Genomic DNA, 14512 nt, shown 5'->3' with positions numbered 1-14512 from the left:
GACAGTCCCGCGCACTTCAAGCTAAAGAAAGTTGACCAGGCTGAGCTTGTGAATCTGCGACGTCAGCGAATAGGCGACCTGGAGCTGCGTCGAGAGATTGGTCACATCCGATGCGACCTTGTAGGGGTCGACCGCCTCCCTTGCGTTGATCTGCTTGTTCAAGACATTCTGCTGCAGCTTGATGCTGGAATTGGATTGGTTGACCGAGTTCTGCATCGTGCCGATCGTCGCGGCGGTCTCGGTCAACTGGGAGCTCGCGGTGTTCACCGTCTTTTGCGCCGTCTGCATCAGCGCCGTATAGGCGTCGGCGGTCAGGTTCTGGTTGGCGAATTCGCTGAGCATGGTCAGGCCCTGGGCCATCGACTGGAACGCCTGGTTGTTGGCGCTGACCGAGGTCGTCTCCGTCAATTTCAGGCTGATGCGGTTGGTCAGCGGCGTGTCGCTCGCCTTCGACCAGTCCGACCAGTTCAGGCTCGGCGGCGTCGCGCTGGCGGCGCCGCTCTGGAACAGCGAAGCGAAGGACTGGTTGGCCGGCAGGGACGGAGTCGAGGACGGCGTCGCCGTCAGGAACTCCTGCATCTGCGCGCCGGTCATCTGACTCACGCTGGTCAGCGAATGGGCGCCGAGATAGTTGGTCAGAACCGTCTGCACCGCCTGCTGCGCCGCGCTGGTCGCCGGCGGAGCCGAATAGGCGTTGATCGGCTGGGTGGCCGTGTTGATTCCGCCGAACACATAGACACCCGCGACTTCCGAATTGGCGCCCGCGATGAAGCTGGACAACGCCCCGGTCGCAACCGATTGGATCGCCGCGGAGCCGGTGCTGCTCGGCGTGGTGGACAGGCCGGTGATCACCTGCTTCAGCACGTTGGCCGCGCTTTTCTGCATGGTGGTGACGGCCGTGTAAGCCGTGTCGAGCTGGGTGGTGACGACGACATTGGAGGCCGTCAGCCCGTTCAGCTCGGCATATTGCTGATGCATGGAGATGTAGCGCCCGGAATCGGCGCCCAGCGTCAGCCCGATGTCGGCCAGAAGCCCGGTGGCGTTTTCGGTCTCGATCGAGGTCATCTGCGATTGCAGGCGGGACACCGTGTTTTGCAGAATGTTCGAAAGAGTCGAGGTGGAAACGGAATTTACGGCCATGTCACGACACCGCCTGCAAGAGGGAATTGAACATCGAATTGATGGTCGAAATCAGCTTGGCCGAAGCCTGATAGGAGTTTTCATATTCCAACATTTTCGACATCTGCTGATCGATGTTGACGCCGGTGGCGTTGGACAGCGCCTGGGACGCCTGCGACAGCAGCGTGGTCTGGTAGGTCGCGTCGTTGCTCGACGTCTGGTACATGCCGTTGAGCCAGCTTGCCGATTCCGCCGAGTAGGACGTGATGGACGACGTCGATTGCGAGATGGAATAGGCGCTCGCGGTCTGAGTCATGCCGGACAGGTCGAGGCTCATCGTATTGGAGCCGGCGCCCGGCACGACGATGGCCATCTTGGTCCCGGCGGGCAGGGCTCCGGACGCGTTGAACGTCAGGGTCTGGCTGCCGACCAGCGTGTTGGCCGGCGTTGAATTCGGATCATACGCCCTGACGTCCCACGCATTGGCGGCGGTCTTCAGAAAGTAGACGTCGACGGTCTGCGGCGCGCCTTGGGCGTCGCTCATCAGGATGGACGTCTTCTGGCTGTAGTTCGACGGACCGGCCGAGCCGGCGCCCGTGGGGGTCGTGGACGGCAGGTTGCCGCTGAGCGTGCCGGAGTTGGTCGCCGTCGTGGCGCCGATATAGCCGAGGATCAGCGCGTTGTAGCTCGCCGCGTTGGTTGAGTTCTGCGGGGTGGCGTTGCCGTTGATGCCGCCGTCGCGGATATTGGTATAGGCGCCGCTCGGGGGATAAGCTCCGGCGTTCACCTGGATCATGCCGGCGAGGCCCGCCGACGACGCCGGCGAGACGGTGGCCGTGGCGCTCGAGGAATAGGTGAACAGGCCCTGATAGACCTTGGCGCCGGAGGCGTTGGATTCGGCGAAGGCGCTGATCAACCCGCCGGCGATGTTGTCGAGCTGCGACTGATAGGAGACCGCGACATTGTCGCGCAGATTGGCGTAGCCCGCGAGCGCGCCGGACTGGATCGGCATGAAGGCGTTGGCGCCGGTGACCGGGACGCCGTCGATATAGACCGCCTGGCCGGTGGTCGTGGGCGTCGCGGGCGTGGTCTTCGGATCGCCCGCGGCATAGACCGTCGTCGCCTGCATCGTCACCGTGCGAGGACTGACCTGGTACAGCGTGACGCCGCTGTCGGTGTAGATCGACATCGAGCCATTGCTGTTGTTGACCGTCGATATGCCGATTTCCTTCGACAGGCTTTGCAGCAGCGCCGCACGTTCGTCGAGCGCGTCGGTGAGGTCGGCGCCGGTCCCCGTGCCCTTCGCGATCTCGGTGTCGACCGCCTGGAACTGCGTCAGCAACTGGTTGATCGTCGCGACGGACGTGACCATGTCCTCATCCGCCGTCTTGCGGACATTCTGCGTGACGGTCGTCGCGTCATTCAGCGCATAGGCGAGATTTTTCGCGGCGGTGACCACGGCGGCCCCCGCCGAGGGATTGCTCGGCGAGGAGGAATAGGTCTGCATCGCCGAATTGAGCGCCTGAAGCAGGGTCGAGGGCGATTTCGCGGCCGTGGTGGAATCGGTCGTGCTGGTGGCGTCCGCGACCGTTTTCTGCAGCAGGGTCACGCCGTCGGAGAGAGCCTGGGCCTCCCCGTTCTTCGACGTGCCCGCCAGCATGGCGTTGAACAGCGGGGCGCTGGTCAGGTTCGAGATGGAGGCGATGATCGCACCGCCGCCCATACCCGTGACGACGTTGCCAACCTTCGCCGAGACATAGCCGCTTGTGTTCTGCGCATTAGAAACGTTGCGCGAGACGATCGCCTGCAGCCCCGCATTGGTCGCAAGCGAGGTATTGGCGATGTCCATGGCGGTGGAGAGGCCCATGGCGTATTATCCATTCCTTGAAAATGAAATTAGACTTGCATGTTGATCAGCGTGTCCATCAGTTGCGCGCCGGTCGAAAACATCTTGGAATTGGCCTGGTAGTTGCGCTGCGCCATGATCATGTGGGTCAGCTCCGTCGCGACGTCGACGGTCGATCCCTCCAGCGCGCTGGAACTGATCGTTCCCAGCTTTCCGGTGCCCGCGCCGCCCAGAGCCGCCGGACCGGACAGCAGGTTGGGCGAGAAGACGTTGCCGGTGGAGGCCAGCAGATTGTTCGGGCTCGCCACCGAGGCGAGCGGGATTTTATAGGCGGCGACCGTGGAGCCGTCGCCGAGCTTGTAGGACAGCGTGCCGTCGGTCCCGATGGACACGGAACTGACGGAGGACGAGGCGTTGCCGTTCACCGTCGTGGGCTGCAATGCAAAGGCGCTCGCGTACTGGGTGACGGTGCGCATATCCAGCGTCATGACCTTGCCGCCGGAGCCGGGCACGTTGATGGTGAGGCCGGTCGGATTTGTGCCGGTCGTGTCCAGGGCGCCGGAGCTTGTAAACTTCAGAGTCGTGGCGGCCGGAGTGCCGACGGCGCTGGGCGACGAGGGGTAGGGATAGGTGGCGTCGCCAGAGATGAGATTGCCGCTGGAATCATAGGCGGCCACGCTCCAGGTTGCGACGCCGCCCGAGGTGATGTTCTTGAAATAGAGGCTGACGGTCTGCTGGGAGCCGACACTGTCATACATCACGACGGAGGTCTTCGAGGTGACGTTGGTAGGCGTGACCGGGCCGGTTCCCGCCGTGGACCCCGAATCAAGGTTGGCGGAGAACGTGCCGTAGGAGGTGGCCACCGCCGGCAGAACGCCTGTGGGGATCTTGACGTTGGTCATTCCAGTCAGCGAATTGGACGCCATCGTCGGGGTTCCCAACGAGAGGTCGTACCCCATCAGGTAATAACCGGCCGCGTTGTACAGATTGCCGCTGTCGTCCTTCACGAAGGAGCCGGCGCGGGTGAGGAAGTTTTGACCGGCCTTGTCCGATACGACGAAAAAACCGTCGCCGCTGATCGCGAGATCCGTCACCGAATTGGTGGTCGTCGGCGTGCCATGCTTGTCGACCAGCAACCGCGTGGTGGTCGCGACGCCGCCGGAGGCGGTCTGGCCCACGCCGGGGCTGTTCACCAGGGTCGAGAATTGCGTATCGGCTTCCTTGTAGCCGGGGGTGCTGGAATTCGAAATGTTCTGGCCGATATTGCTCAAATAATTAGATTGCGCGTTCATGCCAGTCACGCTGGCGTTCATGGCGTCATAGAGGCCCATCGTGCTGCTCCTGCCTTGGCTCCCCGCTTTTGTGCGCGTTCTGGCTTGCGCGAAGCTGGCAAGGGGCGGCGGAGAAACCGGGAGCGCGGACAAGACGGAGAGAACAACCGGGGCTTTCGCACGCATGCGGCGCATCAAATTAACGCCGCGCTCATAATTTCTATTTAGCTTCCAAGTCCAACGGCGATCTAACAAATCGCTTCGCCCCCGTTGCTGCGCAGGTCCCGCTCCTCATGCATGTCATTCTCGTTGCGGCCGATCAGGAGTTGCAGACCTCGATCACGTCAATACTTGAGACGCGCGGCCACGATGTGATCGCCTTCGCAGACGCCGGCGAAGGGCTGGACCAGCTCGAACGCGATCCCGCCTTCAACGCCTTCATCGCGGTGAACCGCGGCGATCCCAGCGCCGGCGCGGAAGTGTGCTGGGAGGCGCGGCTGCTGTCGAGCTTCGAGCGCCCGATCTACGTCTGTCTGGTTTCGCCCCCGCTGCCATCGGCGGACTTCATCGAGGCGCTGGATTGCGGCGCGGACGACGTGCTGCAATTGCCGATTTCCGCCGATGAGCTTTACGCGCGGCTGCGCGCGGCCGAGCGCCTCAACCAGATGCAGCACAAGCTGTTGGAGATGGCGACGCGCGATGGCCTCACCGGCCTCTACAATCGCCCCGCCTTCTTCCATCGCGCCGCCGCGATCTGCGGCGACCGCCGGGTCGCCGCGGTCATGACCGACATTGATCATTTCAAGGCGATCAACGACAATTACGGCCACGCCTCCGGCGACAAGGCGATCCGCGCCGTCGCCGGCTGCCTCGCGAGCGTGGGGGAAGTCGTCGGCCGGCTTGGCGGCGAGGAATTCGCGCTGCTGCTCGAAACCGAGGAGTCGGGCGAGGCCTGGCGCGCAGCGGAAAACCTGCGCCGCATGATCGCCCTGCAGGACATTGATCTCGAACCGTCGAGCCTGCGCCTGTCCTGTTCGTTCGGCGTGGCGATGGGCCAGCCGGGAGAGGACATCGACGAACTCTTGCGCAAGGCCGACGCCGCGCTCTATGCGGCGAAACGGGCCGGGCGCAACATGGTGGCGCTGTACGACCCGGAAACCATGGGCGTGAACGAGCAACGCCCCAACAGCGTCATCCGCAGCGCCGCTCACGCCTCCAAGGGAACGCGCCGCGCCGCGAGTTGAGAGGGATCGCGCCGCGCCGCGAGCTGACCGGCGCGCCTCAGCGCGGACGCAACCTGATCATCTTGAGCACGTCGCTGCGCAAAAACTTCTCCTCGATGACTTCGAGACCCGCCGCCGCGAAATAATGCTCGGTGGTCGGCGTGTAGGAAGCCGCGAAGGCGCCGCTGAGCCATTTCGACATCAGCTGTTGCCGCTTGCGCACCAGCGGGCGCGGCGACAGGCGGTAATCGACGATGCGGATTTCGCCGGTCGGCTTGCACACGCGGCGCAGTTCCTTCAACGCCGCCAATTGCTCGTGATCCTCGATGCAGGCGAACACGAAAGTGGCGACGACCCCGTCGAAAGTGGCGTCCGCCCAGTCGAGGCGGGTGAGGTCGGAGCGGCGCAGATCGACCATCACGCCGAGGCGGTCGGCGCGGGCGCGGGCGCGCTCCAGCATGGCGGCGCTGGCGTCGCAACCGGAAGCCTTGACGCCGGCTGGATAGGCGACGAAATTGCAGCCCGTGCCGACGCCCGCGTCGAGAATGGCGCCTTTGAGGCCCTCGAACATGCGGCGGCGCAGGGCGCGCTTCCAGCCGATCTCATAAGGGGCGTCGAGGAAATCATACAGAAAGGCGATGCGCTCGTAAGTCTTGCGGGCGTTCAGACTTTCCACCGGGGCCAGCGTTTGCGACATGTCGACCTCTTGTTCTATCGAAGCGGCGATTGCGCCTCCCTATGAAAATCACGTGACATTGGCATGAAGCTTTGACCCGTTCCGCGATGACGCCGTTCAATCTCGCCGCCTGCTGTCTGCGGCAAAATGCCGTTTTGCGCCCGCACAAGACGGCGCTGGTCCTGGCCGGTCCCGAGGCGGCGGCGACGCTGACCTATGCCGAACTCGATCTCGCCGTGCGCCGGCTGGCGGCGGGATTTTCGTCGCTGGGCCTGCCGTCGGGCGCGCGCATCGTCATCCGGCGCGGCAACGACCTGTCGTACGTGTTGAGTTTTTTCGCAGCTATCGCCGCCGGTTACGTCGCCCTGCCCTCCTCGGCGCAGCTGACCGACGAGGAAGTCGCGCATCTCGTCAGGGATTCGCAAGCGTCGGCGCTGATCTGTTCGGACAGCCTGCAGGCGGCTCACGGCGTCCGCGTGATCGGCGACGCCGAACTGGCGCGTCTGGCCGCGCATCCGCCGCGCGATTACGCCGAAACCGGTCCCGACGATCCCGCCTATCTGATCTACACCTCGGGCACGTCGAACCGGCCCAAGGGCGTGCTGCACGCCCAGCGCGTCACGTTCGGGCGCGAACCCATGTTCGACGCCTGGGAGGGTTTTTGCGAAACCGACATCGTGCTGCACGCGGGCGCGATGAACTGGACCTATACGCTCGGCGTCGGCCTGATGGACCCGTTCCGGCGCGGCGCGACCGCCGTACTTTACGCCGGCGCCGCCGACCCCGGCGTATGGCCGCGCCTGATCGCCCGCCATGGCGCCACGGTGTTCGCAGCGGTTCCCGGCGTTTACCGCCAGATGTTGCGCCAGCCCGATTGCACGCGCGAAAACTTCGCCAGCCTACGCCATGGCCTCACCGCCGGCGAGGCGCTGCCGCCGTCGCTCGCTTCGGCTTTCACCGAGCGGACCGGCAAGCCGCTCTATGAGTCGCTGGGGATGAGCGAACTCTCCACCTATATCTCCACCGGGCCGGGCGTGGCCTACCGGCCGGGCTCGCCGGGCAAGCCGCAGCCGGGGCGGCGGGTGGTCGTTCTGCCGCTTGAGGGCGGCGACACGCCGCTGCCGGCGGGCGAGAGCGGGTTGATCGCGGCGCATCGCTCCGACCCCGGCCTGATGCTGGGCTATTGGCGCAACCCGGAGGCCGAAGCCGAGGTGTTTCGCGGCGAATGGTTCGTCGGAGGCGATGTCGCCCATTTCGACGCCGACGGCTATGTCTGGCTGCACGGCCGCGCCGACGACCTGATGAACGCCGGGGGCTATCGCGTCTCGCCGGCCGAAGTCGAGGCCGCGCTGTGCGCCGCGCCGGGCGTTCTGGATGCGGCGGCGGTCGAGCGCGAAGTGCGCGCGGACGTCCGGGTGATCTGCGCCTTCATCGTGCCCGCGCCCGACGCGCAGCCCGAAGAAGCCGCGCTTCGGCGCCATTGCGCCGCGCATCTGGCGGGGTACAAGACCCCGAAAAAATTCATCTTTCTCGATCGTCTGCCGCGCACCCGCAACGGCAAGATCGCCCGCCGCCTGCTGAGGATTGCGCCATGACCGACCTTTACGCCGTGATCGGCAACCCGATCGCACACAGCAAATCGCCGCTGATCCACAAGGCTTTTGCGCAAACAACCGGGCAGGATCTCGATTATGTCGCCATTGAGGGGCCGCTCGGGCGCTTCGCCGAAACGGTGGACGAGTGGCGAAACAAGGGACTGCGCGGCCTGAACATCACCGTCCCCTTCAAGATGGACGCCTTCGCCTACGCCTCCCGGCGCGACGCGGCGGCCGAGGAGGCGGGCGCCGTGAACTGCCTGACGTTCGACGGCGCCGAGGCCGAAGGCGCCAATTACGACGGCGTCGGCCTCGTCCGCGACATCGAGGCCAATCTGGCGACGCCGGTCAAAGGCCGGAACGTGCTGGTGCTCGGCACCGGCGGGGCGACGCGCGGCGCGCTCGGGCCGTTGCTGGCGCGCGAACCGGCGCGGCTGACCGTGGCGTTTCGCACCCCCGGCAAGGAACAGGAGCTGCGCGCCCTGTTCCCGCACGCGCACGCGCTGGATTTCGCGGCTTACGCCGATCTCGACGCGCCTTACGACCTCGTGCTCAACGCCACCTCCGCGACGCTGTCGGGCGAAGCGCCGCCGGTTCCGGGCCGGGCGTTTGCGCGGGGGGCGCTGGCCTATGACCTCGCCTATGGCAAGGGACTCACGCCCTTCCTGCGGCTCGCTCGCGAGGCCGGCGTGGGCACGTGCGTCGATGGCGTGGGCATGTTGGTCGAGCAGGCCGCCGAAGCGTTTTTACGCTGGCGCGGCGTGCGGCCGGAAACCAAGGCGATGATCGAAAGACTCACCGTTCCGCTGGTGTGACGGCTTGGGCGGTCAGATCCCCCTGCCGTCGACCTCGCGCGACAATTCCTCAACGTCATGCGCTAATTCCGGGTCTTGCGGGTCGATCTCGGCGGCGCGGCGCAACAGATCGAGCGCCTCGCGCTTTTTCGCGGCCTCGCGCAACAATTCCGACAATTGCCGCATGGCCAGGAAGTCGCGCGGTTCGACGCTGAGCGCCTTGCCAAGATCGAGCACGGCGCCCTCGGTATCGCCGGTCGCCACGGCGGATTGGGCGCGGCGCCGCCACGCCTGCCCCCACTCGGGATAGAGCAGCACGATTTTTTCCAGCAGCTTGACGGCGACCTCGCCCTTGGCGGCGCGCAGGGCGCTCTCGGCGCGCGTCATCAGCAGGTCGGCGGTCGGCGAGCCCGAATGGCTCCAGATCGCGCCGATCATGGCGCGCACTTGCGCGGCCGTCTCGGCGTCTTCGGCCTGCCGCAAGCGGTCGAACAAGCCGTCGATCAGTTTTTCGCGCACTGGGACGCCAGCTTGGACGCCAGCTTGCGCCACGCCAAGTCCCAACGCCAGACAGAAGGCCAGAAGTCGCTTCATGGGGGCAGTCAAACAGATTTTCCGCCCCGCGCCAACAGGTCCAGCGTCGCGGGATCGGGCGCGCCGCCACAAAATTTCGCGAGCGCCGCGCCAAACAACGATTCGCCGGGCGCGGCCCAGTCGAACAAAGTCATGCAGGAGCGGAATTTCATATCGTCGGGCGCGCCGAAAATATCGTGCAGGCTGCGGCCCTCGACCGCGCGCACCCATTCCGTACAGGCGCGCAGGCGCGGCCCCAGCAGGGGATGGGCGAGATAGGCGCGGGCTTCGTCGAGCGATTCGATCGCATAACGCTGGGCCATGGCGGAAGACCCGAGACCGGCCAGTTGCGGAAACACGAACCACATCCAATGGCTGCGCTTGCGTCCCGCGCGCAATTCCGACTCGACCTGCGCGAACACATCGGGCTGGGCTTCGACAAACCGCTGGAGATCGAACGAATCGGCCAAAGTCGCCTCCCAAAAGCAAAACCCCGGCGCGAGGCCGGGGTTCAAAGCTCGAACAAGCCGAAGGCGAAGCCTTCGCTCAGCCCTGGCGCGCCTTGTAGCGCTTCTGGGTCTTGTTGATGATATAGACGCGGCCCTTGCGGCGGACCAGCTGGTTGTCGCGGTGACGCGTGCGCAGCGATTTGAGCGAGTTACGGACTTTCATTGTCTACCCCGGAATTGGCCGGGGTTCTCCCTCAGCCGAAATTGGAGCCGTGCTCATGCCAAATTTTTGCGGCGCAATCAAGTCCCGCCGCGCGGATTCTTGTGCGTATTCTTGCACGGCCGCGGCCAATGCGGGGGCGCGGCGCCGCTGGACGCCCCGAAAAAACCGCCGCCGGACCGCAATCGACGCAGGGGAGGAACGCGCGCGCGACCAGCGGGTTTGAGCTTGATATATTAGGGAAAGGACGGACGATGGCTTCGATGAAGGCTGTCAGAATGGCGCGGTTCGGCGGGCCCGAAGTCCTGCGGGAAGAGACGCTCGACATTCCCGTTCCCGGCGCGCACGAAATTCTGGTCCGGAACGAGGCGGCCGGCGTCAATCCCGTCGATTACAAGATTCGCGCCGGCGCCTTCCCGGTGGTGAAGGACGACCGCCTGCCCTACACGCCGGGGCGCGACGTCGCCGGAACCGTGGCGGCCTGCGGGCCATCCGTCACGCGTTTCAAGCAGGGCGACGCGGTTTACGCCATGCCCGGCCTCGATCGCGGCGGCTACGCCGAATATGTTGTGGTGAAGGAGGAGGAGGCGGCGGCGCGGCCCGGCGCGCTCGACGCCATCGCCGCCGGGGCGACGCCGCTGGCGGCGCTCACCGCCTGGCAGGGCCTGTTTCGCCATGGCGGGCTGAAGGCGGGGCAACGCGTGCTGATCCATGGCGGCGCCGGCGGCGTCGGCCATTTCGCCGTGCAATTCGCCAAGGCGGCGGGCGCGGAAGTGGCGACCACCGTTTCCGGCCGCCATGCCGCATTCGCGCGGGTTCTCGGCGCCGACATCGTCATCGACTATGAAACCGAGCGATTCGAGGACGCGGGCGATTTCGATCTGGTGTTCGATCTTGTGGCCGGCGAAACCCAGGATCGGTCCTGGCGCGTGTTGAAGACCGGCGGCGCGCTGATCTCGACCCTGGTCCAGCCCTCGATGGAAAAGGCCTCGGGGCTGGTCGCCCGCGCGTTGCGTTTCATGGTGGAGGAAAGCGCCCCCGATCTCATCGAAATCGGCGGCCTGATCGACGCGGGCAAAGCGCGGCCGGCGGTGGCGCGGACATTTCCGCTGCAACAGGCGGCCGAGGCCCAGCGTTTCCTGCAACACGAGCATCCCGCCGGCAAGGTCGTGCTGACCATCGCCTGACCCGTAACGGCCGCCGTGAACCGCAGGCGAGCCGCCCGCGTTCTATTGGGCATTGTGGCGACAGGGAGGACGGGCCATGTCGACGGACAAAACGGCTTTGGTTCTTGGGGCGACCGGGGGAATCGGCGGGGAAACGGCGGCGGCTCTGCTGCGGCATGGCTGGAGCGTGACCGCGCTGGCGCGCAATCCCGGCGCGCGCGAACCCGTCGGTCCCGATCCGCTGGCGGCGGCGCGCTGGATCGCCGGCGACGCCCTGAACCCGCGCGACGTCAGCCGCGCCGCCGAAGGCGCCTCGGTCATCGTTCATGCGGTCAATCCGCCGGGTTACCGCGACTGGGGCAAGCTGGTGCTGCCGATGATCGACGCCACCATCGCCGCCGCCGAAACTTTTGGCGCGCGCATTGTCTTGCCAGGGAATATTTACAATTACGGGCCGGACGCCTTTCCCCTGCTCAAGGAGGATTCGCCGCAGCATCCCCGCACCGCCAAGGGCCGCATCCGGGTCGAACTCGAACGCCGGCTCGAAGAAGCCAGCCGCCGCCGCGCGCCGGCGCTGATCGTGCGATTCGGCGATTTCTTCGGCCCGGCGCCCGGCGCCAATTGGTTCAGCCAGTCGATGGCGACGCCGGGAACCCGGCTGCGCTCCATCACCTATCCGGGCGCGCCGCGCACCGGCCACAGCTGGGCCTATCTGCCCGACGCCGGCGAGACCTTCGCGCGCCTGCTCGATCGGGCGGACCGCCTGGAGCCGTTCGCCCGATTTCATTTCGAAGGCCATTGGGACCCCGACGGCAAGTGGATGGTCCGCGCCATCGCCGAAATGCTGGGCCGCCCGGAAATGAAGGTCAATCCCCTGCCCTGGCGCCGCATCGGCTTCGCCGGCCTGTTCCAGCAGACCGCGCGCGAAATTTATCGGATGCGCTATTTGTGGCGCGCGCCGGTGCGGCTCGACAATTCCAAACTCGTGGCTTTCCTTGGGCGCGAGCCGCACACGTCGTTTTCGCAGGCGGTCGGCGAAACGCTGAAGGCGCTGAAAATCACTTGAGACCAGCGCCCCGGCTCAAGAGCGCGCGCCCGCGCGGAGATGTGCGGTCCGGGAACATGCGCCGGCCTGAGGCGTCATTTCGGCATCGCAGTTCGCGGAGACCGCCATGCTGGACAATCCCGTCTCGAAATATCCAAAACCGCCATTCCCGCGCCAACAGCAGCCCTGGCCGGGGCTGGCCTCGCAGATGATCCCGCGCCCGGACCATGGCGAGGACTCCTATCAAGGCTCGGGCCGGCTCGCCGGCCGCAAGGCGTTGATCACAGGCGGAGATTCCGGCATGGGCCGGGCGGCGGCCATCGCATTCGCGCGCGAGGGCGCCGATGTCGCCATCAATTATTTCCCGACCGAGGAAGCCGACGCCCAGGAGGTGATCACGCTGATCGACCAGGCCGGGCGCAAAGGCTTGGCGCTGCCGGGCGACTTGCGGACCGAAGCCTTTTGCGCGCAGTTGGTCGCCGACGCGATTGCGGGGCTGGGCGGCCTCGACATCCTCGTCTGCAACGCGGCGCGGCAGCAGGCGCACACGTCGATTCTGGAGATCAGCTCCGAGGATTTCGACGCCACCATCAAGACCAATATCTACGCGCCGTTCTGGCTCATTCGCGCGGCGGCGCCGCACATGCCGCCGGGTTCGACCATCATCGGCACGACGTCCGAACAGGCCGCCGACCCCTCGCCCGATCTTTACGACTATGCGCAGACCAAGGCGGCGACCACCAATTACATAAGGTCGCTGTCAAAACAGTTCGCGGAGCGCGGCATCAGGGTGAACGGCGTGGCGCCCGGCCCGATCTGGACGCCCCTGCAGGTTTCCGGCGGCGCGACGCAGGAGAAGATCGAGCATTTTGGCGCGCAGACCGCGTTGAAGCGTCCGGGCCAGCCGGCGGAACTCGCCTCGATCTATGTCCAACTCGCCGCCGACGACGCCAGCTACACCACCGGCCATGTCTATGGCGCCGCGGGCGGAAACGGCTTGCCCTGAGCTAATCCCGGGGCCGCAGGCGCTGCGAGGCGGCGATCGCGCGTTCGCCCGTTTCGCGCAGCAGCTTGGCGATCTGCGCGACGCGCGCGGGATCGTCGCCGTAACGGTGCAGCAGATTGGCGGCGCTGACCACGGTGGTGGCGAGATTGCTGAAATCATGCGCGCAAGGGCACCCGGCGGGATGCCGCGCGGATTCCTCGCCCGGCGGCGGATCTGCTGTCGCCGTCTCGGCCTTGTCCATTCCCTGCCGGAGGCCGGAACCCTGATCACCTTGCATGCAGCGCTTCGCCTCCGTCGCCATCATGTTAACATTGCGTCGGCCCGTCAAGCCGGCGCCCGGTCACGAAGACCGGAGCGGAGGAACATTCCCCCCGCTGCGGCATTGAAGAAGCGCTGTCACGGCTGAGCCTCGGAGAGAAATGAAACAGTTCCAATGCCAATCGTGCGGATCAACGGTGTTTTTCCGCAATTCAAGTTGCCTCTCCTGCGGGGCGAAACTGGGCTATTCGCCCGACCATGACGCGATGTTCGCTCTTGAACCGGTCGAAACCGACGCCGCGCAAGGCGACGGGCGAAAGCAATGGCAGGCGTTCGCCGGGCCGAGATTCCACTTTTGCGCCAACGCCGACCATGGCGTGTGCAACTGGCTGATTTCCGTCGAGGACGAGCAAATGTTCTGCCGCTCGTGCCGCCACAACCAACTCGCGCCCGATCTGTCGATCGAAGGCAATCTTGCGCGCTGGCAGCGCCTCGAGCAAGCCAAGCAGCATCTGTTTTATTCGCTGATCCGCTGGCGCCTGCCGACGCCGACCCTCGCCGACGGGGTGAGCGAACCGCTGGTGTTCGACCTGATCGCCGACGTGCAGACCGACTCCGGCGTGCAACGCATCTACACCGGCCATGACGCCGGCCGCATCACCATCAATATCGCCGAGGCCGACGACGACGAGCGCGAACGGCGCCGTGTCGGCATGGGCGAGCCCTATCGCACCCTGCTGGGCCATTTCCGCCACGAGATCGGGCATTATTATTGGGACATTCTGGTGCGCGACGGCCAGATGCTGAACGAGTTCCGCAATCTGTTCGGCGACGAGCGCGAGGATTACGGCGCGGCGCTGCGGCGTCACCACGCGGAGGGCGCGCCGCCGGAATGGCCGGGCTCCTTCATCAGCGCCTACGCCACCACACATCCGTGGGAGGATTTCGCCGAAACGTTCGCGCACCACATTCATATCGTCGATACGCTGGAGACCGCCCACGTCCTGGGCCTGAAGATCGATGCGCGGGCGGTTCACGACGACGCGCTGAAGACGGATGTCGCCTTCGACGCCTATCGCGTGGCCGATTTCGATGAGATCGTCGCGGCCTGGACGCCGGTTTCGGTGGCGCTGAACAGCCTGACGCGTTCGCTCGGCCAGCAGGACGCCTATCCATTCGTGCTGTCGCGCGTCATTGTGGAAAAGCTCGATTTCATCCACCGCCTGATCCGCGCGCAGCAGGCCGACACCGCGCCGGTCGCCGCTTAACAG

General features: G+C 65.8%; 15 protein-coding genes. 7 read left to right on the top strand and 8 right to left on the bottom strand.

Features of this window, described 5'->3' with window-relative positions:
* Positions 1 to 21: 21 nt before the first annotated feature.
* Genes CFB24_RS13575 through CFB24_RS13565 form a run of 3 tightly spaced genes read right to left on the bottom strand, consistent with a single transcriptional unit; the run spans position 22 to position 4296 of the window.
* Complete coding sequence (locus tag CFB24_RS13575; protein WP_088521163.1) at positions 22 to 1140, bottom strand: flagellar hook-associated family protein; 1119 nt, start codon at positions 1138 to 1140, stop codon at positions 22 to 24.
* A 1-nt stretch (position 1141) separates the two neighbouring features.
* Positions 1142 to 2986, bottom strand: coding sequence for a FlgK family flagellar hook-associated protein (locus tag CFB24_RS13570; protein ID WP_088521162.1), 1845 nt, complete (start codon positions 2984 to 2986; stop codon positions 1142 to 1144).
* Between the two features lie 29 nt (positions 2987 to 3015).
* A complete protein-coding gene (locus tag CFB24_RS13565) occupies positions 3016 to 4296 on the bottom strand; it encodes a flagellar hook protein FlgE (protein WP_158255219.1) in 1281 nt (426 codons plus the stop codon).
* A 233-nt stretch (positions 4297 to 4529) separates the two neighbouring features.
* Here CFB24_RS13565 and CFB24_RS13560 point away from each other — a divergent pair, with 233 nt between their 5' ends.
* Positions 4530 to 5480 (top strand): GGDEF domain-containing response regulator, encoded by a 951-nt coding sequence (locus CFB24_RS13560; RefSeq protein WP_088521160.1) that lies wholly within the window; start codon positions 4530 to 4532, stop codon positions 5478 to 5480.
* 37 nt (positions 5481 to 5517) lie between these two features.
* Here the strand turns inward: CFB24_RS13560 and CFB24_RS13555 are convergent, their stop codons facing one another.
* Entirely contained in the window at positions 5518 to 6156 is a 639-nt protein-coding gene (locus CFB24_RS13555; protein WP_088521159.1) for a class I SAM-dependent methyltransferase, read from the bottom strand.
* A gap of 86 nt (positions 6157 to 6242) precedes the next feature.
* On the opposite strand from CFB24_RS13555, the gene CFB24_RS13550 reads away from it, so the two are divergent.
* On the top strand, positions 6243 to 7730 hold the full coding sequence (locus CFB24_RS13550; protein ID WP_088521158.1) for a class I adenylate-forming enzyme family protein: 1488 nt from the start codon (positions 6243 to 6245) through the stop codon (positions 7728 to 7730).
* Positions 7727 to 8545, top strand: a complete 819-nt coding sequence (gene aroE / locus CFB24_RS13545; protein WP_088521157.1) for a shikimate dehydrogenase — start codon at positions 7727 to 7729, stop codon at positions 8543 to 8545. Before CFB24_RS13550 ends, aroE begins: the two co-directional genes overlap by 4 nt.
* Before the next feature lie 12 nt (positions 8546 to 8557).
* Here the strand turns inward: aroE and CFB24_RS13540 are convergent, their stop codons facing one another.
* The 3 genes from CFB24_RS13540 to ykgO all read right to left on the bottom strand — a co-directional run bounded on the left by CFB24_RS13540 (position 8558) and on the right by ykgO (position 9769).
* Positions 8558 to 9118, bottom strand: a complete 561-nt coding sequence (locus CFB24_RS13540; RefSeq protein WP_088521156.1) for a YbbN family protein — start codon at positions 9116 to 9118, stop codon at positions 8558 to 8560.
* An 8-nt stretch (positions 9119 to 9126) separates the two neighbouring features.
* Positions 9127 to 9567 carry a DUF1810 domain-containing protein gene (locus tag CFB24_RS13535; protein ID WP_088521236.1) on the bottom strand — a complete coding sequence of 147 codons (441 nt, stop codon included), beginning with the start codon at positions 9565 to 9567 and terminating at the stop codon, positions 9127 to 9129.
* Between the two features lie 76 nt (positions 9568 to 9643).
* Positions 9644 to 9769 (bottom strand): type B 50S ribosomal protein L36, encoded by a 126-nt coding sequence (ykgO, locus tag CFB24_RS13530; RefSeq protein WP_088521155.1) that lies wholly within the window; start codon positions 9767 to 9769, stop codon positions 9644 to 9646.
* Positions 9770 to 10029: 260 nt separating this feature from the next.
* Between ykgO and CFB24_RS13525 the strand changes: the two genes are divergently transcribed.
* The 3 genes from CFB24_RS13525 (at position 10030) to CFB24_RS13515 (ending at position 12983) form a co-directional block, all read left to right on the top strand.
* On the top strand, positions 10030 to 10953 hold the full coding sequence (locus CFB24_RS13525; protein WP_088521235.1) for an NADP-dependent oxidoreductase: 924 nt from the start codon (positions 10030 to 10032) through the stop codon (positions 10951 to 10953).
* A 76-nt stretch (positions 10954 to 11029) separates the two neighbouring features.
* Positions 11030 to 11998 (top strand): NAD(P)H-binding protein, encoded by a 969-nt coding sequence (locus CFB24_RS13520; protein ID WP_088521154.1) that lies wholly within the window; start codon positions 11030 to 11032, stop codon positions 11996 to 11998.
* Positions 11999 to 12104: 106 nt separating this feature from the next.
* Positions 12105 to 12983: an SDR family oxidoreductase gene (locus tag CFB24_RS13515; protein ID WP_088521153.1), complete on the top strand. Its 879-nt coding sequence runs from the start codon at positions 12105 to 12107 to the stop codon at positions 12981 to 12983.
* A 1-nt stretch (position 12984) separates the two neighbouring features.
* Here CFB24_RS13515 and CFB24_RS13510 read toward each other — a convergent pair whose 3' ends face one another.
* Positions 12985 to 13260 (bottom strand): hypothetical protein, encoded by a 276-nt coding sequence (locus CFB24_RS13510; protein WP_141098441.1) that lies wholly within the window; start codon positions 13258 to 13260, stop codon positions 12985 to 12987.
* A 142-nt stretch (positions 13261 to 13402) separates the two neighbouring features.
* On the opposite strand from CFB24_RS13510, the gene CFB24_RS13505 reads away from it, so the two are divergent.
* Positions 13403 to 14509, top strand: a complete 1107-nt coding sequence (locus tag CFB24_RS13505; RefSeq protein WP_088521151.1) for a zinc-binding metallopeptidase family protein — start codon at positions 13403 to 13405, stop codon at positions 14507 to 14509.
* The last annotated feature ends 3 nt before the right edge of the window (positions 14510 to 14512 follow it).

The organism is Rhodoblastus acidophilus (assembly GCF_900187365.1).
GTDB lineage: Bacteria > Pseudomonadota > Alphaproteobacteria > Rhizobiales > Beijerinckiaceae > Rhodoblastus > Rhodoblastus acidophilus.
The sequence above is the reverse complement of the archived record's forward strand: the minus strand, read 5'-3'. Positions and strand labels throughout refer to the sequence as shown.

Bases quoted from the DNA above. Each gene is read 5' to 3' on its own strand.
- CFB24_RS13560 (WP_088521160.1), top strand. From the start codon at position 4,530: ATGCATGTCATTCTCGTTGCGGCCGATCAGGAGTTGCAGACCTCGATC.
- CFB24_RS13510 (WP_141098441.1), bottom strand. From the start codon at position 13,260: ATGCAAGGTGATCAGGGTTCCGGCCTCCGGCAGGGAATGGACAAGGCC.
- CFB24_RS13520 (WP_088521154.1), top strand. From the start codon at position 11,030: ATGTCGACGGACAAAACGGCTTTGGTTCTTGGGGCGACCGGGGGAATC.
- aroE (WP_088521157.1), top strand. From the start codon at position 7,727: ATGACCGACCTTTACGCCGTGATCGGCAACCCGATCGCACACAGCAAA.
- CFB24_RS13575 (WP_088521163.1), bottom strand. From the start codon at position 1,140: ATGGCCGTAAATTCCGTTTCCACCTCGACTCTTTCGAACATTCTGCAA.
- CFB24_RS13570 (WP_088521162.1), bottom strand. From the start codon at position 2,986: ATGGGCCTCTCCACCGCCATGGACATCGCCAATACCTCGCTTGCGACC.
- CFB24_RS13525 (WP_088521235.1), top strand. From the start codon at position 10,030: ATGAAGGCTGTCAGAATGGCGCGGTTCGGCGGGCCCGAAGTCCTGCGG.
- CFB24_RS13540 (WP_088521156.1), bottom strand. From the start codon at position 9,118: ATGAAGCGACTTCTGGCCTTCTGTCTGGCGTTGGGACTTGGCGTGGCG.
- ykgO (WP_088521155.1), bottom strand. From the start codon at position 9,769: ATGAAAGTCCGTAACTCGCTCAAATCGCTGCGCACGCGTCACCGCGAC.
- CFB24_RS13505 (WP_088521151.1), top strand. From the start codon at position 13,403: ATGAAACAGTTCCAATGCCAATCGTGCGGATCAACGGTGTTTTTCCGC.
- CFB24_RS13565 (WP_158255219.1), bottom strand. From the start codon at position 4,296: ATGGGCCTCTATGACGCCATGAACGCCAGCGTGACTGGCATGAACGCG.
- CFB24_RS13550 (WP_088521158.1), top strand. From the start codon at position 6,243: ATGACGCCGTTCAATCTCGCCGCCTGCTGTCTGCGGCAAAATGCCGTT.
- CFB24_RS13515 (WP_088521153.1), top strand. From the start codon at position 12,105: ATGCTGGACAATCCCGTCTCGAAATATCCAAAACCGCCATTCCCGCGC.
- CFB24_RS13555 (WP_088521159.1), bottom strand. From the start codon at position 6,156: ATGTCGCAAACGCTGGCCCCGGTGGAAAGTCTGAACGCCCGCAAGACT.